The sequence below is a fragment of the Paenibacillus hunanensis genome (assembly GCF_014645615.1).
Classification (GTDB): Bacteria; Bacillota; Bacilli; order Paenibacillales; family Paenibacillaceae; genus Saccharibacillus; species Saccharibacillus hunanensis.
In genome coordinates, this window is sequence record NZ_BMMB01000005.1 from 484,652 (window position 1) to 507,694 (window position 23,043).

Annotated in this window: 18 protein-coding genes; 13 read left to right on the plus strand and 5 right to left on the minus strand. The window is 48.2% G+C overall.

Translation table 11 applies throughout. From position 1 onward, the window contains the following. Positions 1-75 precede the first annotated feature (75 nt). Both IEX62_RS13225 and IEX62_RS13230 read left to right on the plus strand, forming a co-directional pair. Positions 76-972 (plus strand): diacylglycerol/lipid kinase family protein, encoded by an 897-nt coding sequence (locus IEX62_RS13225; RefSeq protein WP_188775981.1) that lies wholly within the window; start codon positions 76-78, stop codon positions 970-972. 513 nt (positions 973-1,485) lie between these two features. Further along, positions 1,486-2,562 carry a bifunctional transcriptional activator/DNA repair enzyme AdaA gene (locus tag IEX62_RS13230; RefSeq protein ID WP_188775982.1) on the plus strand — a complete coding sequence of 359 codons (1,077 nt, stop codon included), beginning with the start codon at positions 1,486-1,488 and terminating at the stop codon, positions 2,560-2,562. A 300-nt stretch (positions 2,563-2,862) separates the two neighbouring features. On the opposite strand, the gene IEX62_RS13235 is transcribed toward IEX62_RS13230, so the two are convergent. Further along, positions 2,863-3,414: a hypothetical protein gene (locus tag IEX62_RS13235; RefSeq protein WP_188775983.1), complete on the minus strand. Its 552-nt coding sequence runs from the start codon at positions 3,412-3,414 to the stop codon at positions 2,863-2,865. 120 nt (positions 3,415-3,534) lie between these two features. Between IEX62_RS13235 and IEX62_RS13240 the strand changes: the two genes are divergently transcribed. Next, entirely contained in the window at positions 3,535-4,449 is a 915-nt protein-coding gene (locus IEX62_RS13240) for a phosphatidate cytidylyltransferase (RefSeq protein ID WP_188775984.1), read from the plus strand. A 613-nt stretch (positions 4,450-5,062) separates the two neighbouring features. Here the strand turns inward: IEX62_RS13240 and IEX62_RS13245 are convergent. Next, a complete protein-coding gene (locus IEX62_RS13245; protein ID WP_188775985.1) occupies positions 5,063-5,956 on the minus strand; it encodes an alpha/beta hydrolase in 894 nt (297 codons plus the stop codon). 506 nt (positions 5,957-6,462) lie between these two features. On the opposite strand from IEX62_RS13245, the gene IEX62_RS13250 reads away from it, so the two are divergent. The 7 genes from IEX62_RS13250 to IEX62_RS13280 all read left to right on the plus strand — a co-directional run bounded on the left by IEX62_RS13250 (position 6,463) and on the right by IEX62_RS13280 (position 14,602). Continuing rightward, positions 6,463-7,092: a LysE family translocator gene (locus IEX62_RS13250; RefSeq protein ID WP_188776090.1), complete on the plus strand. Its 630-nt coding sequence runs from the start codon at positions 6,463-6,465 to the stop codon at positions 7,090-7,092. Between the two features lie 569 nt (positions 7,093-7,661). Further along, a complete protein-coding gene (locus IEX62_RS13255) occupies positions 7,662-8,762 on the plus strand; it encodes a sugar ABC transporter substrate-binding protein (protein WP_188775986.1) in 1,101 nt (366 codons plus the stop codon). A 323-nt stretch (positions 8,763-9,085) separates the two neighbouring features. Further along, complete coding sequence (locus IEX62_RS13260; protein WP_229685759.1) at positions 9,086-10,615, plus strand: sugar ABC transporter ATP-binding protein; 1,530 nt, start codon at positions 9,086-9,088, stop codon at positions 10,613-10,615. Next, positions 10,612-11,598 carry an ABC transporter permease gene (locus tag IEX62_RS13265; RefSeq protein ID WP_188775987.1) on the plus strand — a complete coding sequence of 329 codons (987 nt, stop codon included), beginning with the start codon at positions 10,612-10,614 and terminating at the stop codon, positions 11,596-11,598. The genes IEX62_RS13260 and IEX62_RS13265 overlap by 4 nt, the downstream gene beginning before the upstream one ends. Positions 11,599-12,069: 471 nt before the next feature. Next, positions 12,070-13,278: an S-methyl-5-thioribose kinase gene (gene mtnK, locus IEX62_RS13270; protein WP_188775988.1), complete on the plus strand. Its 1,209-nt coding sequence runs from the start codon at positions 12,070-12,072 to the stop codon at positions 13,276-13,278. 216 nt (positions 13,279-13,494) lie between these two features. After that, positions 13,495-13,848, plus strand: coding sequence for a hypothetical protein (locus tag IEX62_RS13275; RefSeq protein WP_188775989.1), 354 nt, complete (start codon positions 13,495-13,497; stop codon positions 13,846-13,848). Between the two features lie 166 nt (positions 13,849-14,014). Continuing rightward, entirely contained in the window at positions 14,015-14,602 is a 588-nt protein-coding gene (locus tag IEX62_RS13280) for an imm11 family protein (RefSeq protein WP_188775990.1), read from the plus strand. Between the two features lie 371 nt (positions 14,603-14,973). On the opposite strand, the gene IEX62_RS13285 is transcribed toward IEX62_RS13280, so the two are convergent. Beyond that, positions 14,974-15,684: a GntR family transcriptional regulator gene (locus IEX62_RS13285; RefSeq protein ID WP_188775991.1), complete on the minus strand. Its 711-nt coding sequence runs from the start codon at positions 15,682-15,684 to the stop codon at positions 14,974-14,976. Between the two features lie 310 nt (positions 15,685-15,994). Here IEX62_RS13285 and IEX62_RS13290 point away from each other — a divergent pair, with 310 nt between their 5' ends. Together IEX62_RS13290 and bglA are read left to right on the plus strand one after the other, a co-directional pair. Beyond that, on the plus strand, positions 15,995-17,992 hold the full coding sequence (locus IEX62_RS13290; RefSeq protein WP_188775992.1) for a beta-glucoside-specific PTS transporter subunit IIABC: 1,998 nt from the start codon (positions 15,995-15,997) through the stop codon (positions 17,990-17,992). 441 nt (positions 17,993-18,433) lie between these two features. Continuing rightward, on the plus strand, positions 18,434-19,903 hold the full coding sequence (gene bglA / locus IEX62_RS13295; protein WP_188775993.1) for a 6-phospho-beta-glucosidase BglA: 1,470 nt from the start codon (positions 18,434-18,436) through the stop codon (positions 19,901-19,903). Positions 19,904-20,042: 139 nt separating this feature from the next. Here the strand turns inward: bglA and IEX62_RS13300 are convergent, their stop codons facing one another. Both IEX62_RS13300 and IEX62_RS13305 read right to left on the minus strand, forming a co-directional pair. Beyond that, the gene (locus tag IEX62_RS13300) at positions 20,043-20,960 is read right to left on the minus strand and encodes a copper amine oxidase N-terminal domain-containing protein (RefSeq protein WP_188775994.1); all 918 of its coding nucleotides are present in this window, start codon (positions 20,958-20,960) and stop codon (positions 20,043-20,045) included. Between the two features lie 156 nt (positions 20,961-21,116). After that, positions 21,117-21,632, minus strand: a complete 516-nt coding sequence (locus tag IEX62_RS13305; RefSeq protein ID WP_188775995.1) for an SRPBCC domain-containing protein — start codon at positions 21,630-21,632, stop codon at positions 21,117-21,119. A gap of 540 nt (positions 21,633-22,172) precedes the next feature. Here IEX62_RS13305 and IEX62_RS13310 point away from each other — a divergent pair. Beyond that, the gene (locus IEX62_RS13310) at positions 22,173-23,024 is read left to right on the plus strand and encodes a helix-turn-helix transcriptional regulator (RefSeq protein WP_188775996.1); all 852 of its coding nucleotides are present in this window, start codon (positions 22,173-22,175) and stop codon (positions 23,022-23,024) included. The last annotated feature ends 19 nt before the right edge of the window (positions 23,025-23,043 follow it).

Here is a 23,043-nt window from a genome sequence, read left to right on the forward strand (position 1 = left end):
TCACTGCGTCTCTATATTCAGGCTATACACGTTCAAGCGATAGTATCCAATCCATTATAGAAAGGAACATGGTCTGTGAAGCGAGCTATGATTATTATCAATCCGTCCTCTGGCAAGGAGCAGGCGCAGGAATACGTCGATAAAATTGAGCAATTGCTGCGTGATGAGGCCGATTACGATGTCGTCATCAATGAAACCGCCAAAGAACTCGATGCTACCAAATACTGTGCTTCTGCCTGCGCAGATTGCTTCGATCTGGTGATCTCTGTTGGTGGAGACGGCACCTTGCACGAAACGATCAATGGACTGCTGGATCAGGAGCATCGTCCACTGCTCGGTATCATTCCACTCGGAACCGTCAATGACTTTGCGCGGGCGCTACAGATTCCGCTCAATACCGACGAAGCGATTCAGACGCTCTTGTCCCCTAAGCGGCGCAAGGTCGATATGGGACGGCTCAATGACCAGCTATTCGCCAATGTCGTTGCCGCAGGCTCGCTTGCCGAATCATTATCCTCAGTCAGCTCGGAGGATAAATCCAAGCTTGGCGCATTCGCTTATTTCCGTGAAGGGGTCAAAGAGCTGTTTGGCGGCTCCGCATCCCCGCTCACCATCGAGTACGATGGACAGACCTGGTCGGGCGAGTCTCCATTATTTCTCGCTACGCTGACCAATTCGGTCGGCGGCTTCGAGCAGATCGCACCGGATGCAGAGGTGGATGATGGGCTATTGCATGGCTTTATCATTCATAATCTGAATTTACTGAATTCGCTTGCTGTCGGTACATCGCTACTGCTCGGTCAACTCAAGGAGCATCATGAGGTTACGTATTTTACCGCACGCCAGATTGCCGTACGCTCAGATGAACCGGTGCGGACGAATGTAGATGGCGAGGAAGGGCCTGCGCTACCGATTGAAATGCATATTTTACCGGAATATGTAGAGGTGATTGTGCCGGAAGATACGAAATAATACAGGAAGAAATAAAAAATGGGGGAGTTCCTCCATTTTTTATTTTTATATATCCAATACATCATTAGCTTGTACGCCTACTATACCCGTATGAACATTTTGCCTACAGCACGCCCTCCTATGGAAATAGACCTCTTTCCCCAATACAGATCACACCGCAACTTCATATGCTAACCGCTCAGGCACATTCGAGTATTATTTTGTAGATGTTCATGGACAAAGAGAGGACATTCAGAATATTCCAGAGATCATACATAATCTTCACACCCAATCAGAAACCGACAACGGACAAGCTTTGCCTGAAATGATTGAATTTGAGGTGGGTATCGAAACTTCGGTTCCAAGCTCATAACGCAAGCCTAATGCTCCAAGTCTATCCATCCGTTACTTCTTCAAGCTTCATTTTATTGAATTTCATTCTCGCAAAATACATGCCTGATTTTCGGCGATGTCTGCTGTCGTTAGCGCTATAATAAACCTATAGACAATAACGTGCAGAAAGGACGTGTGCGGATGATTACATTGGATCGCAAACAGGAATATTACGAGGCATTAGTGTCCAAAAATACAGAGTACGAGGGTTTATTTTATGTCGGTGTCAAAACGACAGGCATCTTCTGTCGCCCCACCTGCCCGGCGCGCAAGCCAAAGTTTGAGAATTGTGAGTTTTATGAAACGGCGCAGCAGGCATTGCTCGCCTCCTTTCGCCCCTGTCAGCGCTGCCGTCCGTTATCTCATCCCAACCATGTATCCGCAGTCATCCGCACACTCGTAGAAGCGGTTGAGCGCAACCCCGAAAAGCGCTGGAAAACGCAGGACTTTCGCGAGCTGGCAATCGACGAATCCACCGCAAGGCGTCAATTTAAAAAGCGCTTTGGGATGACTTTTGTGGAATATGCACGCGCACGCCGCATGGGCATTGCACTCAAAAATATCCGTTCCGGTCGCAGTATCATCGATAGCCAGCTCGATACCGGCTATGAGTCCAGCAGTGGCTTCCGCGATGCGTTCGCTCGTATTATGGGCACAGCACCAACGCGTCTGGACGGCGAGCATGTGCTCAAGGCGACCTGGCTGGATACACCGCTGGGGCCAATGCTGGCGATTGCAGATGAGCAGTCACTGGTGCTACTGGAGTTCGTTGATCGGCGTGGATTGGAACGCGAGGTAGAGCGCCTGCGGATACGCGAAAAGGCAGCAATTATCCCCGGACGTACGAGTCCGATTGACGAGATTGAAGCGGAGCTGGAGCAATATTTTGCCGGCACCTTAACGAAGTTCCAGACACCGATTCGGATGATCGGATCACCATTTCAGCAAAGTGTATGGAATGCGCTCATGCAGATTCCATCCGGTGAGACGCGTTCGTATCAGCAAATTGCCATCTCACTCGGACGTCCTACCGCTTCGCGTGCCGTAGCCCGAGCGAACGGCTCAAATCAGCTCGCGGTCATTATTCCATGTCATCGGGTGATCACTTCGGGTGGAGAGCTGGGCGGCTATGCCGGTGGATTAACGCGTAAGGATTGGCTGCTCAAGCATGAGTATGCACATCGGGAGCAGGTGGGGACGGAGCAGGAGAGTAGTTGAACAATGACTATGCAAGATTGTATTCAGGTATACACACTCGTATAACAATAGACCTTATCATTCCAGTAACGAGGACGATGATATCATGTCAATATATTGGAGAGAAATCCCACCCATCGAGGGCGAAGATGCCCGAAGACTTATGGAGCGTATTCAGAAAAACAATGAGAAGAGAAACATGAAGCTAGCAGCAATCATGAAGCAGCTTCATGTCCATTTAGACAGAGATATGAACTTAAATCCATCACGAAAAAGGCTATGATCGACATAGCCTTTTTTCTTGTGTCATTCTTCAGCACCCTACTCCACTTCCCGCTCCGGCTCATAATCTCGTAATCTACCCTCATACACAATCCGCAGCCGATCACTCGTACGCAGATCATTCGGCGTGACTAGCGCAGGTAGCTTATTCCACAGCTTAATCCCCGAACGATGAAGAATCTCTGCCACAAACTGCGAGCAAAAGTACGAATTGCTAAACTCCACCGGCTCCTGCAAAGCGACGCCGATCACACCAAGCAGATTATAACCGTACTTCGGGCTACTGCGGATGAAAATATTCAGCACACGCTTCATCTTCTCTACTTCGCGTGGCGTTACCTTGAGCTCGTAGATCACACAGGTTGTATTGGGATATTTGCTATATGTACCGGTCTGGATATTTTCCTTCACAAAACCGCCGTTCAGCGGGTTACTCGGATGCTTGCGCCCGAAGCTATACAGCTCCTGTAGCTCGCGATCAAAGGAGATGGAAGCATGATTATACGGTGCTTTTGTATAGAGCTGGATCATGCGCGTGAATAGCGTTCCGGTGTTGGTCAGCAAAATAAAAACCGACTGTTCTTCGTTCATGCTGCAATTCCCCTCTTATCAAGTTAACGTTATTCCTTCATAATAACATAGGAGTACCTGTCTGCTCAGTCATCATTTGACAGACAATCGCGCATGTTGAGGATAGGATGGTGAGGCGGTATGAGCGGTTCAGCGTTTACGCTCATTTTGATTTTTGCAGCAATGCTTGTTATTCAGCTCGTATACATAGTGATTGGGAAGCTCCAGCCGGATAAAGATTATCGTGTGATCGGGGCGCGAATCAAGACATGGTGGGGAATGTTTTTCATTTTCTGTCTGGCGACATTGTTTAACCAGATCGTCTCGTTACTGTCGCTGATGGTGCTTACGTTTTTTGCATTAAAGGAATATTACTCGATGATTCGCACACGGAAGGCAGATCGGCGGCTATTTCTATGGTCGTATCTGGCGATACCGCTGCAATTTTACTGGATCTATATTGGCTGGTATGGCATGTTTATCGTATTTATCCCGATCTATGTATTCCTGCTGCTGCCTTTGCCGCGCCTGATTAACAAGGGCACCGGTGGCTTCCTGCGCAGTGTCAGCTCCACCCAGTGGGGCTTGATGCTAATGGTATTCGGGCTTAGTCATCTGGCGTACTTTCCATTTGCCACGCCTCAATATGGCGGCGGGCTGGTGCTATTTCTCGTTGTACTCACTCAGCTTAATGATGTGGTGCATTATGTAGCATCGATGTACATCGGTAAACGGCGTATCGTTCCCACCTCGAATCCGCATATTACATGGGAAGGCTTTGCCTGTGCCTTTGTCGCAACGATACTTGCTTCGTATTTTATCCATCCTTATCTGACGCCGTTTGGCTGGGAGTTTGCGCTGATTATCGGGGCATTGATTAGCCTGGCCGGATTTTTTGGCAGTCTCACGCTGTCGGTACTCAAGCGTGATCTGCTAATTGGAGATAGCGACCGCGCCGAAGCGCTCAAGGAAAGTTATCTGAGCCGGGTCGACAGTCTGACCTATACGGCACCGGTATTTTTCCATGTGGTACGTTATTTCTTTGATTTTATGTAAAATGAACGGTCTCTCTATGCGTGGTCTTATTCACAACTCGAATTCATAGGAGGTGTAAGGCAGTGTACGCAAACGGCATAGGTGAGTTACAGCCCCAACTCTGGGAGGGACTACGGGATAAGCTCCTGCTCGTTCTACTTCTCCAGGAGCTTGCGTACATGCCAACGTATTATGCATATCGAATGGTCGAATTTAATTATTTCTCTTGTTTCTATTGTCGGAGTAATCGCACTCTTGATTTTGGGCACCGCCCTATCTGTGCGAGCGTATCGCAATCGTAATCAGCGTCGGTAACTCGTTGTATGGGGTTGTCTTGTATAGGGTTGTCTTGTATAGGATTGTAATGTAGAGCATTATCATCTGCCTGTATTCAAGATTCAAGATCCATGATGTATATCGTTACACATAGCGAAGCACAGGTTATATATCTGCGTTGACCACTATACATGGATTGGCAAACTACCATAATACTAAAATGCTATGAAAATAATAAAATGCTACGAACGCTAAAATAGCCACCATTGCCGCATAAAGGCACTGGTGGCTATTATGTTATGGATCATCACGCATATCAATTGATGTCCAACGCACTTTTTTATTTGGCAAAGATTTTTTATTTCGCAAAAACGTCCTTCAATTGATCCGCCATCAGCTCCCACGCTTCCAGTGAATTTTCAGCCGTGCCGTTATGTGTAAAGCCATGCGCCTCACCCGGGTAATCACGATACACAACCGGTACACCTGCTGCTTCCAGACGCTGCGCATACTTCGCTGCTTCGGCAGCCAGCGAATCCTTCCCTGCGGTAATCACAAGTGCAGGTGGCAGTCCTTGTAATGCTTCATCGGATGCCCATACTGGCGAAGCAAGTCGGTCGCGCGCATCCTCTGCATTATCGATATACATCGCATTAAACGTACGTGCCATATCAGCAGGAATCGCCTCAGCAAAATCCGGCTTATCGCCCGGATCGGTTGCCAGATCAAGCGGTGGGTAATCCAGAATCTGATAACGAATCGGCAAAGCATCGCCACGCTCATGATTCAAAATGCACACCGCTGCGGATAGATTACCACCTGCACTATGCCCACCAATCGCCATACGCTCTGGATCGATATTCAATTCCTTCGCATGCTCATGAATCCATGTGGCAATCTCATAGCATTGATGCACAGGTGCCGGGAACTTATACTCCGGTGCCAGCACATAATCGACATTCACCACAACACAGCCCGTCCGTTCCGCAATAAATGCACACCACGGATCATCCATTTCCGGTTGCCCCATAATAAAGCCGCCGCCATGCAGATTGATAAATACCGGTAGCGCGCCCTCTACATTCAGCGGACGATACACATTCGCACGCGCTTCTACTAATGAAGTAGGGATGCGAATCTCCTCGCGCTGTGCTTCCGGGGTGCGAGGCGGAGCCAGCACAGAACCATCAACCTGCGCGAAGCTCTGCTCTCTGATCTGACGTGCCATTTCGATTTGTTGCTGCTGATTCATGTGTATCACTCCGTTTCGTATTATTTGAACATCATCATTCACATCGGTTAACGGGTTAGCACAAGCCAGGGGCAATCTACGATAGAGGGTCTGCATCATAAGCAGCATAGGCGGCCTGTCACATCGTATGTACAGCATCAATCCTGATACTGTCACTGGCTTTATGATCGCATGATAAGCATGTCAGACACGTCACTATACTATGTTTGCAGAATCAATCGTTGTGATCCACCCTACTTTTACTATATTCCCATTTTACGTACGATTCAAACTTTGCTTTCATAAAGATAGTATGTACAATGGATGAACTCATTCGCTCCCAAACGATCCAACTGCTTCTCCTGTAAACGCCACCATTCACTTTGCTTATAACCAGACGCTATAGCCAGCACACTTTTATTCGTCTTCAAGACGCTCGCAAGCCCTTTTCTATACTAACGACTGCCATTTTCGGAAATTCCCGTTATAATCAAAACATCCTATGACTAGATAAGGAGCTGATTTCACTGGATATTTGGACGATCCTATCCTTTCTCGGTGCGGCTGTCCTGCTCACCGTCATCCCGGGGCCAGACAATATGTTCGTGCTCGCTCAGAGCATCGCACAGGGCAAACGAGCCGGCATCGCCACCACACTCGGTCTATGCACCGGGCTGCTTGTACATATTACAGCCGCCACACTTGGGGTGTCTGCTGTGATCTATCAATCGGCACTCGCCTTTCATATCGTAAAATACGCCGGAGCCGCCTATCTGCTGTATCTGGCATGGCAATCCTTTCGCGCTCCCCATAGCGAAGCCTGGAGCGGCACGGGTGAGCAGCCGCATTATCGACTCACTGCGCTGTATCGCCGTGGCATCTTAATGAATGTGCTTAATCCTAAAGTATCGCTGTTCTTTCTCGCGCTACTGCCGCCATTTATCCATCGCGAAGCTGGACATGTTCCGCTGCAAATGCTGCTGCTTGGCGTGATTTTCCTCGTTCAAGCATTATTGTTATTCATTCTGATCAGCCTATTTGCCGATCGGGTGCGTGTGTGGCTCCTGCGTAGCCCGCGTATTTCACGCCATATCAACTGGATTCAAGGCACCATCTTTGCAGCGATCGGGCTGAAGGTGGCATTTAGTAATCGCTAGGTCAGTCCTTCGTTATTCTTTCTATAAAAGCTCGCTGTCGTACGCTACAGAGCATACGTATACAGCGAGCTTTTTTAATATTCAACTCTTGAGCTTTTCGATATTCATTCCGTTGCATAGAAATGCTGCTCCACGATCATTCATCCTCTCCTCGCCTGTTATAGGAAAAAGATATACCTATACCCTACTCCCGAATATCCTGTAAGGTGGTAAACTAATATCCAGGCTTACGTAAGTCCGTAATTGTAGCGGATTTAAAGCAAATTGGGAATATATGCATATATATAAATGAAATACTAATTTTACTTATATACAATATGCCGTTTATGTCGCTATACAAAACGATCAAGCCGTTTTCAATTTATTCGCAATCTATATTTATACAAATAAAAATATGAATATTCAAATCAACAAAATATTCTCTATCATATCCCGAAGCAAAAAAGTCATTATTTTTATTTTAACAAAACCAATTGACATACTCGGATTTAGATTCTATATTAAATTCTAATATCGCTAATCACACTCGTTTAAAGCTTTAACGCAACCAAGTACAGGGGGAAAAGAAAATGAATATTCGTTTGAAATCCACAGCTTTGCTCGCTATCCTGCTGATCTTCACCGTCGTGCTGAGTGCTTGTGGCAATGGCTCCACAAATACCGCTGCCTCAGGCAGTGAAGCAAGCCAATCCGGCAATCCACTCGCAGGTAAAAATATTGCACTGATTATGCGTTTGAACAATGGTACCTTTTCCGCTCAATACGTAGACGGCGTGAAGAATCAGGTCGCGAAGTATGGCGGTACGGTTACCGTTATTGCAGCAGACAACGATTTGAGTAAAATGGCATCCTCACTCGATGCAGCCGTGAACCAGGGGCAATTCGACGGAATCCTGATCGACCACGGTGATGCAGGCGCACTTACAGCTGGCGTACAAAAAGCCGTCCAAGCAGGTATTCCAGTAGTTGCATTCGACTCCGCACTGGATGGCGTGCAGGGCGTAACCAGCCTCGCACAAAACGATCAGAAGATGGCTGAAATGACACTGGAGCAGCTTGCTAAGGATGCAGGCGGCAAAGGAAATATCGTAAAAATCTGGGTGGCTGGCTTCCCGCCAATGGAATCCCGTCAAATCTCTTATAAAAAGTTCCAGGAAAAATATCCAAATATCAAGGAAGTTGCGGCATTTGGTACAGCGGATAACGCGCAGCTGGATGCACAGACCCAAATGGAAGCGATCCTCAAGCAATACCCGAACAAAGGGGATATCACCGCAGTCTGGGCAGCATGGGATGAATTTGCAAAAGGGGCATCCAACGCGATCAAGCAAGCGGGACGCGATGAGATCAAAGTATACGGTATCGATATGAGCGACGAGGATCTGACGATGATTCAGGATCCGAAAAGCCCTTGGATCGCTTCCGCTGCGGTTGATCCAACGACAATCGGACGCGTACAGGTTCGTTATCTGTATCAGAAATTCGCTGGCAACAAAACTGACGATAAAGTCGAGCTGGAGCCGGTATATGTAACACGCGAAGAACTGCCTAAGGACAAAAAAGTAACGACTGCTGACCTGAACCAGTATGTAAAAGGCTGGGGCGACAGCGATCAGGGCAACACAGATCAGCTGAAAGAGCTGGAAAAAGCCGTCGCTGCGGGCAAGTAAGCTGCATCAGGCACGACCAGTGGAAGCCGGTGTAAGTACAACATTGCCAATGAGCTGGCTTACCTGAACTCACCTGAATGTACCGTTTCACGCATCGGTAGAGATAGGGTTGAGCCCATAAAGTGTATGCCCAGCTCAATTCGGTTGAACACAAAAGCACGATAAAGGCTCCATTATAACAGAGACGACGCTGGGATGGAGATTCGAATCCAATACAGCGATCGTCTTCACCAATCCATGTCAGTACCGATCCACCTGTGCGGTTTATGCCCGTGCAGGTGGATACTTTGCTATCACAGGCAGCAATAGAAAGGAGCATCATCATGAGCAACTCCGCAGCGTCCACCCGTGGCAGTTTACAGATGACCGGTATTTTCAAATCGTTTGCCAATGTACCCGCGCTACAGGACGTGGCATTTCAGGTGAACAGCGGTGAGATTCATGCCTTGCTTGGTGCTAACGGCGCAGGCAAGAGTACGCTGATGAAAATATTATCCGGTGCCTATAGCGCTGATCAGGGCAGCATCACGATTGACGGACAGCCTGTCGTTATTGATTCGCCTGCCGCAGCTAAGCGTGCTGGTATCCAGTGCGTATATCAGGAGGTTGATACTTCGCTAATTCCCCAGCTATCGGTTGCGGAAAATATCGTGCTGCATCGTATTACCGCTTCTGGTGGTAGCCCTATTTTGAACTGGAAGTCACTCTACAGCGAAGCGGAGGACATACTCAAGCGACTCGGCTTTGCTATTGATGCGCGCAAGCAGGTGAGCGAATTATCACTAGCGGAAAAGCAGCTCGTGCTAATCGCTCGCGTGATGGCAGAGAAAGCACGATTTGTCATTTTAGATGAGCCTACAGCTCCACTCAGCATTGAGGAAGCAGAGCGACTATTTACGATTATGCAGGAGCTCAAAGCACAGGGAATTGGCGTTATTTTCATCTCCCATCGATTGCCGGAAATCTTCCGCGTATGTGATCGTATTACGGTCATGCGAGATGGTAAACGGGTGAGCACGCTGCCTACACCGGAGACGAATGCCAGTGAAGTCGTGCATTCGATGCTTGGACGTGCATTTGAGGAGGAGTATCCGAAGGTATTTGCCGAGATCGGTGAGCCACTGCTTACCGTGAGTCATCTGGCGGCTGGACGGCATGTGCAGGATGTGAGTCTTGAAGTGTGCAGTGGTGAGATTGTCGCCGTTGTCGGTCTGGTCGGTGCCGGTAAAACCGAGCTGTCCAAGCTATTATTCGGTGCCGAAGCAGCCGAGCGCGGCACGATTGAGCTGAACGGCAAACGCGTTCGTGCACGCACACCACAGCAGGCGATCAAGGCAGGCATCGTGCTTGTACCAGAGGAACGACGCAAGGAAGGCATTCTCGTTAAGGAATCCGTCCTGCATAACCTCAGCCTACCGATGCTGCAAAAGATCACCTCACTCGGCATCATCTCTGGACGCTCCGAGCGCAAGCATGGCGATGGGCTGATCGGCGCACTTGGAATCAAGACCGCCTCGGATCGACAGCTCACGGGCTATCTGAGCGGCGGCAATCAGCAAAAGGTCGCCATCGGTAAATGGATGGAAACGAACGCCGATCTCTATATTTTGGATGAACCGACCAAAGGGGTCGATATTGGAGCCAAACGCGATATTTTCAAGGTGATCGGCGGCTTGGCTCAGCAGGGTAAGGGCATTTTGTATCTGACCTGCGAATTTGAAGAAGCGCTTGGACTGGCTGATCGTATCCTTGTCATGTGTGACGGACGGATCATCAAGTCATTCGCTTATGGCGCAGCTTCGCATCAGGATTTGTTATATTACGCCAGCGCAGGCCGGGAGGAACTTGTATGAAACACCAGCTAGCCCAATTCTCATATCGCTACGGAGCGCTGATCTTTATCGGTCTGGTGCTGATCTTCTTCTCCGTGTATAACACGCATTTTCTAACGTACAACAATATTACTGACATTTTGCGTTCGATCTCGATCGTAACCTTTGTGGCGATCGGCATCACGATCTCGCTTACCGTTGACGGCTTCGACCTGTCCGCAGGCTCCACTGTCTCGCTGACCACCGTCGTATCCGCTGCCATGATGGTCTGGTATCAAATGCCACTGATCGTCGTGATCATCGTACCGATCATTCTCGGTATTCTTGTCGGCTTACTGAACTCCTTATTAATCGTCAAAATCCGGATCCCCGATCTGCTCGCCACACTGGCAGTCATGTACATCATTAGCGGTATTCATCGTACGTATACTAAAGGCTATGCGATCTACAACAACATGCAATTTCAGGATGGCACCAAGGCACCGGGTACCATGCTGGATTCGTTCCTGTGGATCGGTCAGGGTCGCCTGCTGGGCATTCCATTTCCAGTCATCCTGATGATTCTCGCCGTGATCGGTATGCACCTGTTCTTCAAATACACACGCGGCGGTCGCCAGATGATCATGACCGGTAGCAACGAGGAAGCCGCCCGCCTGTCCGGTCTGCGTGTTAACCGTATCCGTACACTCGCATACGTCGCATCCGGCATCTTCGCAGCGATCGGTGGTATCCTATTCGCCGCACGCGTCGGCTCCGGTCAAGTCGACGCTGGCTCATCCATGCAAATGGACGCACTCGCAGCCGTATTCGTCGGCTACTCCGTCTTCGGCGCAGGCCGCCCCAACGTAATCGGCACCTTCTTCGGCGCCGTCCTGATGGGCATCCTCGTCAACGGCATGACCATGCTGAACGTCCAATACTACGCTACAGACATCATCAAAGGCGCAGTTCTCGTCCTAGCACTAGCCGTAACATTCGTACATCGTGCCCGGCAAAAGGTCTGAGGTTAGAATCTACATTCATTTACTGTCAGCATCCTGCTCTACCACTAACAAACTAGCATTTCGATCATGAAAGAAAGATCATACAACCACTAAAAGTAAATCCTAAGTTCCTGATTTTTATAAAGGTTTTAACTGCTACAACACACCCCAGGGAAAAAGCTTGCCAGTCTTTTAAACGCAACTGTTACTGCCGCTCCAAGCACAGAACGAAGGCAAGGAAATAAGGGAAAAGGACTCCTTACAGTGTTAGTGATTTCCTAACACGGGGTTCAATGGAAAAGTGATTTTTGCGAAGCAAAATATCTTACAGCTTTGGAGGGGCGGGAATCTACATTCCTTCCTAATCCAGTAGATTCCCGCGGCTCCACCCGAGTCCGTTCCCTTATTCCTTGCCGGAGTGGTGTCCCTATCAACAACAACAGCCCACGTCCAAACCCACTGGCAAGTTTTTCCCAACCCAAGGAGGAAATTATGAGTACATCCCCCAAAGCCACCTACGAGCCGCTAAACGAACAAACCGCAATTCAGCTAGCCGTGAAGCTGAACGTGTTTGAAGCTGCCACTGGACTGAGCTGTCGCGAGATTGGAGACGGTAATCTCAATCTCGTCTTCCATATTACGGAGTCCGCTACTGGACGCGGCATCATTATCAAGCAGGCGCTGCCATATGTACGCGTCATCGGTGAGAGCTGGCCGCTGACACTGGAGCGAGCACGTATGGAGAGCGAAGCACTGCAAATTTTCGCTCGTTATGCACCGCAGTATGTGCCCGTTGTCCACCATACAGATGAGCAATACGCCATCACCGTAATGGAAGACCTGTCCCGCTTGAAAATCGTACGCACCGGCTTTGCCGAAGGCGAAGTGTATCCGCTGCTATCCACGCATATCGGAGAGTATCTGGCGCGGACGCTGTATGGCACGTCCGATTTTGCACTCGGTGCAGATGCGCGGCGTGAGCTGGCACTACAATTTCATAATCCAGAGCTGTGCAAAATTACTGAAAACTTTGTGTTCACGTATCCGCTAATCGATGATGAGAGCAATGCGGTCGAACCCGGCTTAACCGAGCTGGCTCAAGAGCTGTGGAGTGACCAGAAGTTGTTATTGGAAGGTGCGAAGCTGAAGCAGCATTTTATGACCTCTGCGGAAGCGTTACTGCACGGTGATCTGCATACAGGTAGTATTTTTGCGAGCGATGAGGAGACGAAGGTGATCGATCCCGAATTCGCATTTTATGGGCCGATCGGGTACGATATCGGGCTGTTTATCGCGAATACACTGCTGTCTGCGCTGGCGCGTCAGGATGATACACGCGAGCAGCTGCTGCACCATGTGACGAATGTATGGAATGTGTTCCAGACGCGTTATACCGAGCTGTGGCAGACGGATAATCAGGAGCATTTTGCCGCGGTGCCAGGGTATCTGGATTATCAGCTACAGCATATTTTGGAGGATACGGTCGGTTATGCAGGTAGCGAGATGATGCGTCGGGTAGTCGGTCTGGCACACGCGAAGGATATCGAAGCGATTCAGGACGATGCCAAACGTCTGCATATCAAGTCGAGTGCAGCACGTCTGGCACGTGATTTTATCGTGAATCGCAGTCGTTATCAAAGTGCAGAACAGATTGTACAGGCATTGCAGCAGGCGGATCAGGGTGTGGAGATTGGTATTTGATCTGTCATTTTCAGCATATAGTTCGTGTCCACACATAGATAGAGGTCTGGCTATTCATGAAATGATGAGCTATTGGAGAGCAACTTATAGATAAGCATCACTGAACGAGACGAATGACTTGTAGTCCTTCCATTCCTTAACCTTTGCTTCCTTCAACATAGTTGTATATACTAGGTGGAAAATATTACAATTTATGAATTGAAGGTGCTAGACGTTATGACGAATCGATCTAAAGTGCTTATTCCCCTCGCGCTGCTATTGATCTGGGCGATTCTGATTGCCTTATTTGGTTTTCTGTCGCACTTCTCGCTAGCCGGTGCTGTTCTGTTTATCCAGGGATTCGCTTTTTATGTGTATGAAAATGTCAAAGGCTCACATGAGCAACGTAGTAGGCGGCTGGCTAGTATCGTAGGGATGGTATGCTCAGCTCTTAATATGATGAATGCCTTCTATCTGGAATCTTCAAGCATCGCTTTGAAAGCACTCACCATTTTATTTTGCCTGGCGTGTGTGTATGTGTTTGTCGGTATGGCTAAACGTACTAGCAAATCTACATCTACAGTACATTGAGAAGTCTTCTGTATGCGTACAGGAGGCTTTTTCTTTTTTATATCCATGCTCAGCAGTTACATATAAAGCTGTACGTCTTTGGCATTTTTTGATCATTGTGTAAGATATGCTATGTTGAAGTGTATAGAATATTAGCTCACTTCAAGAAAGGAGTGTACACAATCCGATGACGTATTATGTTCTGGAATTCCAATATCCGCGTAAAGGATTCATTTCAGGTGGTGTTACCTTTACACCAGAGCTGGATACATATTACGATCCGCTCCAAATGGAGATATCTTCTGAAACAACAGCCGAGGTCATTCTCGATTCCAGCGTACGCAAAATGGATGTTGACCTGTTCTACACCGGTACACGCGCACTCATCGTTTCCGATGCGTTAAAGCTACTATTAGAGGAATCGAATGTGAAGGCGCAATTCATACCCGCGCAGGTGCACTACTATAATAACGTACCTGTAGCTGGAATGTACTGGGTTGCTCATCGCTTGCAGCAGCTGGATGTCGTCGACTACGAGCATTCTACCTATGCAGGTAAGGCGCTGGTACTGCGCTCGATTGAGACTCCACCACGCCGCATAGCGAAAGGCTTTCAGCAGATCGTGCTGGATGAGTTCAGGATAGAAGGACAGGAATTTTTCACATTGGAGTATACCTATATTTCGAATCCGATTATTTCTGAGACACTATATCAGGAATGTAAAAAGCAGCAATTGAAGCTTCATGCCACACCTGTCGGCGACTTTAAGCCTTAATATCGTTTGATTTGGTCATATGCATGTTGGTAGAAACGAATTATGGGGATAACATACATATTGCGAATTACGAAGCGTAAGCTTATTCGTCCTGCATAATTCGATCTCGCATCTTCTATATCGCCCAATCCTAATTTCCTACTATTCAACCCATACTGGATATGAAACCAAAAAAACGAAGCAATCCGCAATGGATTAGCTTCGTTTTTGGCTAGATACTCAGTAGTTATTTGGAACACAGTTGCTGTATTTCAGGTTCAGGCTCAGTAGGCACCGAATCTTGTACGATGTTTACCTTGAACATGATCTCTATATTGTATTCCTCATACCGATCCTGCTCGTAGCCTTGCTCCGCGCCTCTTCTATTCCACTCACATCCCATGCCCATTCGCCTGAATAAAGAACTGCGACTGAATATAGTTGTACGTAATACGCGAGAAGTCGAACGGCTGTCCATTCGCCAGATGGAAGATCGTCTCCACATCGAGCTTCGGATCACCCTTATGCAAACCGAGATGACCTGCCTCTTCCTCCTCCAGCTTGCCCACATGCAGATACGAATCGGAAAAGCCGATCTTCAAGCCCAGTCCCTCACGAATATAATCAAAGATCGAGTCCGATACGATCTCGTTATTCAAATACGTCACGATCGCTTTGTTGTAGTACGATTCCTCCACACAGAGCGTTTGCTCATAGATATAGCGGACGCGTTTTACATAGTACACATCCTGCTCCATGCTGATGTTCAGATTCGTAGCAGCCTCACGTGTTGGCTTGCGCACGGATAGCTCCAGCACCTGCGAGGTGATCGGGAAATGATCCAGATCACGGGTGAAGCCTTGATTTTTCAGCAGACTAATATAGCCTTTGCGACCATGACGACGAACGAATATCCCGCTACCGCGCACCTGGAAAATAACGCCTCGTTCCTCCAGTAGCTCCAGCGATTTGATAATCGTACTTTTACTAACGCCGAATTGCACCATTAACTCGTCCAATACAGGCAGCTTATCGCCCTGTTGCAGCGCATGCTCCTGGATGTATTTTTCAATTTCTGCGGCAATATGCTGATATTTTAACATGAGCATTCCTCTTTAGTTTCAATATAGTGGTGGTATGTAGCGATTCATTTATAGGCATAATCAAATTCCTTAAACGTTTCTTTAAGGATACTTTATCGCGATTGTACCATATTTCATTTAAAACCTCACTTTCAAATTGTGTGTTCAAAATTAAATAATTTGGTTATTGATAAATTATACCGTTATAATTATAATGTGAGTGTACCATATTGATAACGCTTTTTTTATACGAGCACGATGAAGGTCATAACAAGAAGCAATTGCATTGCAGCAACCTATCTTATTGTTCATACATGAAGGAGTGGTTCCATTGTCGGGAAAAGTTAGAGATTATCCAAAACTGGCACATGACATATTGGAAGCGGTCGGCGGCGAGCAAAATATCGCTGGCGCGACGCGCTGTGCAACCCGGCTACGGCTTGTACTAAAGCAAAATAGTGCGCAGGCAAAAGAAACCATTTCCGCCATGCCTGGTGTCATTACCGTTGTTGAAAATGGTGGGCAATTCCAGGTTGTCATTGGACAGCATGTTGGCGAAGTATACGACGAATTTGCCAAGCTAGTTCAGCTGGATGCCAGTGATGATGAGCCACAGCCGAAAGGTACAGTTTTGAACCGCATCATTGCAACTATGTCGGCGGTATTCGCGCCGTTTGTGTATATACTTGCAGCAGCCGGTATTATGCAGGGTCTGCTCATCATTGCGAACCTGCTATTCCCAAGCTTCGAGCAATCTGGCACCTATCAGGTGATTAGCTTTATCTCATGGTCACCGTTTACGTTCCTGCCGATCTTCATCGCCATTACGGCATCCAAGCATTTTAAAACGAATACGTATATCGCCGTCGCCTGCTGTGCGGCATTGGTCAGCCCAACGTGGGCAGAGATGGCGGCACAGATTGCAGACGGAGGAACCGTTAACTTTCTCGGCATCGCGCTGACAGAGACTACATATACCTCTTCTGTATTGCCTCCACTGTTTCTCGTCTGGATTCTGTCGTATCTGGAGCGCTTCCTGAACAAGCGCATTCATGAAGTGATTCGTCCGCTGTTCGTACCGTTGCTCTGTCTGCTCGTGATGGTGCCCCTGACGATCGTCCTGATCGGCCCGGTAACGACACTTGGTGCAAACGGCATTGCAAACGGATACAACTTCCTTGCTGAAAATGCGCCTGCATTAGCTGGTGCAATCATCGGCGGCTTCTGGCAGGTTATCGTCATCTTCGGCGTACACTGGGGTGTCACACCGATGGTGCTGGCGAACTTTGAGCAATATGGACGCGACTCCTTTCAGGCGTACCAGACGATCGCCGTCGTCGCACAGATTGGTGCGGTACTGGGTGTTATTTTGAAAACGAGAAATCAGGAAACGCGTAAAATCGGTATTTCGGCGGGTGTTACTGGATTATTCGGTATTACCGAGCCAGCGATCTACGGCGTAACCCTGCGCTTCAAAAAGCCAATGATCTTCGGCTGTATCTCCGGTGCAATCGGCGCGATTGTAGCGAGCTTCTTTAACCCGTATTACTTTGCGTATGCGGGTCTGCCGGGCCCACTGACTATCGTGAACAGCATCAACGCCGACTATCCGACGTCAGTATGGGGCATTCTGATCGGCTCCGCAATCGCGATCGTGCTGCCTGTGATCCTGATCCAGCTGTTCGGCTACGGCGTAGACGAAGCTAAAGCAAAACCATCCGCTGGCGATGTAAGTCTCGCCAACGAGCAAGGACAATCTGTAACAGGCACAGCAGCTGCACCAATGGCAAGTGCCAACGAAGCGATGAGCGCCATTAGCGCAACCGCAAATGCCGATACCGCGCACCGTCACGTACATGGAGACAGTCTACCCGATGAAGAAAGCATCAGCGCTCCACTCGTCGGCAAAATCGTCCCATTAACCGAAGTCCCAGACGAAGCATTCAGCTCTGGCGCCATGGGACAGGGAATCGCCATCGAGCCATCCGACAACAAGCTGTATGCCCCATTTGACGGCACCGTAGCCACCATTGCACCAACCGGCCACGCCATCGGACTCCGCTCCGACACCGGCGTCGAGCTGTTCGTGCACATCGGACTCGACACCGTCAAGCTCAAAGGCGCACCATTCCAGCTGAACGTAAAAGAAGGCGACACGATCAACAAGGGCGACCTGCTGCTCCAATTCGATAAAGCACTTATCCAGAGCAACGGTATGCCAACGATCACCCCTGTACTCGTAACTAATAGCTTCGATTACAAGCAGATCGTAGTCGGCAACCTGGAAAATGCAACCACTAACGCTGATATCATGACTGTGATTCGTTAATAACTACTGATTACCAAGCAAGTAACGAATTAATTTCCAAACGCTTAACGGCTGTGATAATGAACTTCGTTGAGCATTGAACAAGCCATATCAACCAGACCACTCACTACCCATTAGTAGTCTATCTCGAAAAACTTATGCTGACTTCTTACACAAGCACTTGACCTTAACTGCTGCCCTCCCCCAAAGAGTGAGGAACGCAGACGTATTCGCAACACGTTCATCATTCTGTTGTCACATATAGCACGGAGCGAAGGTAGGGAAATAAGGGGAAAGGACGACTTTGGAGGGGCGGGAATCTTCATTCCTTCCCCATTCCAAAAGATTCCCACGGCTCCACCCGAGTCCGTCCCCTTATTCCTTACCTGAGCGGTACCTCTTAAAAGCACAAAAGTAAAGAGACACACTATACCTATATTGGATCATACGGAGGAATTCATCATGAGCAAACTACCTGTAAACTTTCTGTGGGGCGGCGCACTCGCTGCCCATCAATTCGAAGGCGGCTGGAACGCTGGTGGCAAAGGCCCGAGCGTTGTAGACGTTATGACCGCTGGCGCCCACGGCGTGCCACGTCAGATTACCGACGAGATCGAACCCGACACCTTCTATCCCAACCACGAAGCGATCAACTTCTATCATCACTACAAGGAAGACATCGCTCTATTTGCCGAAATGGGACTGAAATGCCTGCGTACCTCCATCGGCTGGAGCCGCATTTTCCCACAGGGCGATGAGGAAGAGCCGAACGAAGCGGGACTGCAATTTTATGACGATGTATTTGACGAGCTACTCAAGCACGGCATCGAGCCAGTGATCACCCTCTCCCACTTTGAAATGCCACTGCATCTGGCACGTGAATATGGCGGCTTCCGGAGCCGTAAGGTGATCGAGCACTTTGTGAAATTTGCTGAGGTTTGCTTTACCCGTTATCGGAATAAAGTGAAATACTGGATGACCTTTAACGAAATCAACAATAAAATGGACGCTCATAACCCGATCTTCCTCTGGACGAACTCCGGTGTCATGGTCAAAGAAGGCGAAAATGCACGCGAGGTCATGTATCAGGCAGGACACCACGAGCTGCTAGCAAGCGCACTCGCCGTTGCTAAAGGGAAAGCGATCAATCCAGACTTCCAGATTGGCGCGATGGTATCCCATGTACCGATCTATCCGTATTCCTGTAATCCGAACGATGTGATGCTGGCAGAGGAAGCGATGCGCGAGCGCTATTTCTTCCCGGATGTGCATGTGCGCGGCTACTATCCGAGCTATGTATTGAAGGAATTCGAGCGTGAGGGCTATAACATCGTGTTCGAGCCGGGCGACGAGGAGATTTTGCGTAACGGTACGGTTGATTATCTCGGCTTTAGCTACTATATGTCGACGACGGTAAAAAGCGATGTCCATAACGATAATACAGGGGATGTTGTAAACGGCGGGCTGCCAAATAGCGTAGAGAATCCGTATATCCAATCGAGTGACTGGGGCTGGGCAATCGATCCGGTTGGACTGCGTTATACACTCAACCGTTTCTATGATCGCTATCAGATTCCATTGTTTATCGTGGAAAATGGCTTTGGCGCGATTGACCAGATGGAAGCGGACGGCTCCATCCACGATCCCGCACGCATCGAATATCTCAAATCTCACATCGAAGCACTGGAGCAAGCGGTGAATTATGACGGCGTCGATCTGATCGGCTATACGCCGTGGGGCATTATCGATATCGTGTCCTTCACAACAGGTGAGATGAAGAAGCGCTACGGTATGATCTATGTAGATCGTGATAACGAGGGGAATGGCTCGATGAAGCGGTATAAGAAGGATTCATTTGAGTGGTATAAGCAGGTCATTGCGACTCATGGCGAGCAGCTGGAGAGCAAGGATAAAAGCTATACCTACAAGTAAGCATTCCATCCACAATGATTTTAGATAATCAAAGAAAAGCCACTCGTCTACGGATGAGTGGCTTTTCTCTGTATCATCGTGCGCCCTATGCACAATGGTTTGATCAAACAAGCTTGAATATTAACATGGACGCTAATCGTTATTTCCCATCAGGCAATGCAATAATTATATTTTCATAAGCGCCCGAAAATTCGCCGGAGATACGAAATGTTTTATCATCATCGCTAGAATATCCCGCATCCAGAGCCGTTGTATTATAGTTTACGTTAAAGTAAACGATAGGATTTTCTATAACAAAATGCTGGAAGGCTGGCGAGAGCGTATCCTTTAGATCACCTGCAACCTGATCGAAGCTACCCGTTCCACCTTTGTTCGTAAATTGTCCGATTGCAATCGCCTTACCATTTTGAATATGTACAATCGTAGAAGTATAGCCATCCTCATATATGTACTCATCTGTTTTACCTGCTAAAAACATATAACTTTCTACCATAAAATCAGTTTCCTTCACATGAAGAAGCTTAAAGCTCGCTTGAATCGGCAAGGAAATCGCCGCTTGTCTTGCTTTTTGTAGATCCTTGCTTGCCAGCTCGGTCGAACCGGAGAAGCTCTTGCTCGTTACAAATACGATTTTACGAATAGTTTCAAACTGCACATTAGAATCGAAGGCTTCCGTCACAAAACGAATCGGCAGATAGACACGCTCCTGCTTCATCTGAGCCGGAACATCTAACGTGATCGGCTTGTCATCCTTATAGGCGATCGTGCTGTTCAGTGTCACCTTCACTTTGCTTTGAGACGCATTCGAGATCGTTACCGTTTGGGTAGCACCATCCCATACATACGTAAGTCCCAGCGTCGATAAGGAGCGAATCGGAATAAGCACGCGATGATCCACTTCTTCTGGTGTCGTGCCTGTCTGGATAAACTTCCCGTTCACATTGATCAGAATCGGTCGAAACATCGCTGTTGATGCAGCCTCTGTCCTATTGGAATGACTGCATACTAGCGTTACGATTAGACCTAGTGTAACAAGCATGAGTAGTAGTTTTTGCATATTGGTCTGTTCCTCCTACGTATTATGTATTGATCTTGCTCGTTGCATAGACGCATGTAAAAACAGCAGACTCGCCGCTATGCCAACGAATCTGCTGTTCTAAATTCGCTATGACGTTTTTCTTTTTCTGCACCAATGGGTACGCAGTACAGACGCTTACTTCTTCACCCGCGCCAAATGCGCCTCCAGTCGATCCCATGTCTGCGTAATGCCCTCAGCCATGCCCATCTCCATCACCTGCTTGAGCGATTCCTCGGAATCAAAATAAGCGCGGCTGATCAGTCTCGTTTTACCGCCCTCGTGATTGTGGAACACCGTTTGAATACGGCTGCTCGGCATCTCCTCCGACACACTACCGCTCGCATCAGAGAAATAGTCCGTGTATACGATCTGGCTTGGCTTTTCGATCAGATCATATACCGCCTTGCCCCATGATTCCTGTCCGTAAAAGTCACCCTGATTCTTATCCATGCACGTCATACAGTAATGCCACTCTCCGCCCGGGCGAAAATCGATATTGCACACGGTAAGCTCCCAGCCATGCGGTCCCCACCATTCACGAAGATGCGCTGCTTCAGAAAATGCTTTGAATACGAGCTCGGTTGACGCATCGAAAATGCGTTCCAGTGTGAGTTCCTGACCGTCTGTTTTGATAATCATCTTATCTGACATGAATGATGACCTCCTGAGCTTCAAATGCATTAGGATGATAATTCGGTACTTCATTTCAGTCTGAACGAGAATGAATCAGGCATACAGGCTGGTGGTAGTCTGGGCTATACCGATACGTGACCAGACCGCCTGTGCTTACCCCTATCATATCATTCTCATCCCCCTGATTTGTATACGCAAAATAGGAATTATTTTGCTGTGCTTTGATCAAAAGCGATATAATACGTAGCAGAGATCGTATCGTGTAGTGCCTTCTATAATGCCTTCTGTAAAATAAAGCATGATACGTATGTTACCCTCAGTCAATATGAATCATTCCACCACTTTACTATACAGTTATTACACTATACAGCTGTTGCACAGATGCACCTGTACCTGTACCTGCACCTATACCTATACCTATACCTATACCTATACCTATACCTATACCTATACCTATACCTATACCTATACCAGTCTACTCCAACGCAACTGTGCGTCTATCGTTATTTATCGATCTATCTCGCTCCATCATTCTGTTCCCTGAAAGGACGTGCCCCTATGAAATTGCAGCGCTCCTCCTCTGCACTTGGTGAATTTATCCGTTCCCGGCGCGAACGGATTCAGCCTGCTCATGCAGGCATTCAGCCGCTACCCGGCAGACGCCGTACACCGGGCTTGCGCCGCGAAGAGGTTGCCTATCTCGCCAATGTGAGTGTAACGTATTACACCTGGCTGGAGCAGGGCAAAGAAACGAATCCTTCTCCCGAGGTGCTGGACAGCATCAGCAACGCACTGCGTCTGGATGAGGATGAACGCGAGTATATGCGCAGTCTGATCGCGATTCACGATACAGACCCACTGACGGCAAGCTTGCCGCCCCAGCGCAATCCTGATTTTTTACAAAGTCTGGTGCAGCAGCTGCATTATCCGTCCTTTATTACGAACGAAGCGTCTGATGTGATCACATGGAATCGTGCTGCGGAGCTGGTGATCGCCGACTTTGCACAGATGGACGAGCAGGATCGGTATATGCTGAACGTCGTTTTTTTAAACGAGGATTACCGAAAAAAGCTACTGAACTGGGACGACTTCGCTCGTTACAGTGTAGGCATTATGCGTGCTGGCTTTGAACGTCATCGAGATAATCCGTTATATGTAGAACGTTTTAATCGCTTGTATCGGGAAAGTAGCGTATTTGCCGAGCTGTGGGATCAATTTGAAATTCGCCAGAAACGTGTATCTACCGCTACCTATGTGCTGGCAGACGGACAAGAAATGGAATTTGAGATCCATTCTGCCTCTGCCATCGATAGCGATCCCGGTCTGCACTGGTGCTTTTTCGTACCATCTGCGACTACCGCTAGCAAGCTGACGCTACTGCTAGAGCAAGATCGACTTGCCCGGCTTTAAAGTTTGGAGCTATAAAATG

What these genes read in the sequence shown, in the direction of transcription:
- IEX62_RS13230 (WP_188775982.1), top strand. Translation starts at nt 1,486, where the DNA reads ATGATTACATTGGATCGCAAACAGGAATATTACGAGGCATTAGTGTCC.
- IEX62_RS13235 (WP_188775983.1), bottom strand. Translation starts at nt 3,414, where the DNA reads ATGAACGAAGAACAGTCGGTTTTTATTTTGCTGACCAACACCGGAACG.
- IEX62_RS13240 (WP_188775984.1), top strand. Translation starts at nt 3,535, where the DNA reads ATGAGCGGTTCAGCGTTTACGCTCATTTTGATTTTTGCAGCAATGCTT.
- IEX62_RS13245 (WP_188775985.1), bottom strand. Translation starts at nt 5,956, where the DNA reads ATGAATCAGCAGCAACAAATCGAAATGGCACGTCAGATCAGAGAGCAG.
- IEX62_RS13255 (WP_188775986.1), top strand. Translation starts at nt 7,662, where the DNA reads ATGAATATTCGTTTGAAATCCACAGCTTTGCTCGCTATCCTGCTGATC.
- IEX62_RS13260 (WP_229685759.1), top strand. Translation starts at nt 9,086, where the DNA reads ATGAGCAACTCCGCAGCGTCCACCCGTGGCAGTTTACAGATGACCGGT.
- IEX62_RS13265 (WP_188775987.1), top strand. Translation starts at nt 10,612, where the DNA reads ATGAAACACCAGCTAGCCCAATTCTCATATCGCTACGGAGCGCTGATC.
- mtnK (WP_188775988.1), top strand. Translation starts at nt 12,070, where the DNA reads ATGAGTACATCCCCCAAAGCCACCTACGAGCCGCTAAACGAACAAACC.
- IEX62_RS13275 (WP_188775989.1), top strand. Translation starts at nt 13,495, where the DNA reads ATGACGAATCGATCTAAAGTGCTTATTCCCCTCGCGCTGCTATTGATC.
- IEX62_RS13280 (WP_188775990.1), top strand. Translation starts at nt 14,015, where the DNA reads ATGACGTATTATGTTCTGGAATTCCAATATCCGCGTAAAGGATTCATT.
- IEX62_RS13285 (WP_188775991.1), bottom strand. Translation starts at nt 15,684, where the DNA reads ATGTTAAAATATCAGCATATTGCCGCAGAAATTGAAAAATACATCCAG.
- bglA (WP_188775993.1), top strand. Translation starts at nt 18,434, where the DNA reads ATGAGCAAACTACCTGTAAACTTTCTGTGGGGCGGCGCACTCGCTGCC.
- IEX62_RS13300 (WP_188775994.1), bottom strand. Translation starts at nt 20,960, where the DNA reads ATGCAAAAACTACTACTCATGCTTGTTACACTAGGTCTAATCGTAACG.
- IEX62_RS13305 (WP_188775995.1), bottom strand. Translation starts at nt 21,632, where the DNA reads ATGTCAGATAAGATGATTATCAAAACAGACGGTCAGGAACTCACACTG.
- IEX62_RS13310 (WP_188775996.1), top strand. Translation starts at nt 22,173, where the DNA reads ATGAAATTGCAGCGCTCCTCCTCTGCACTTGGTGAATTTATCCGTTCC.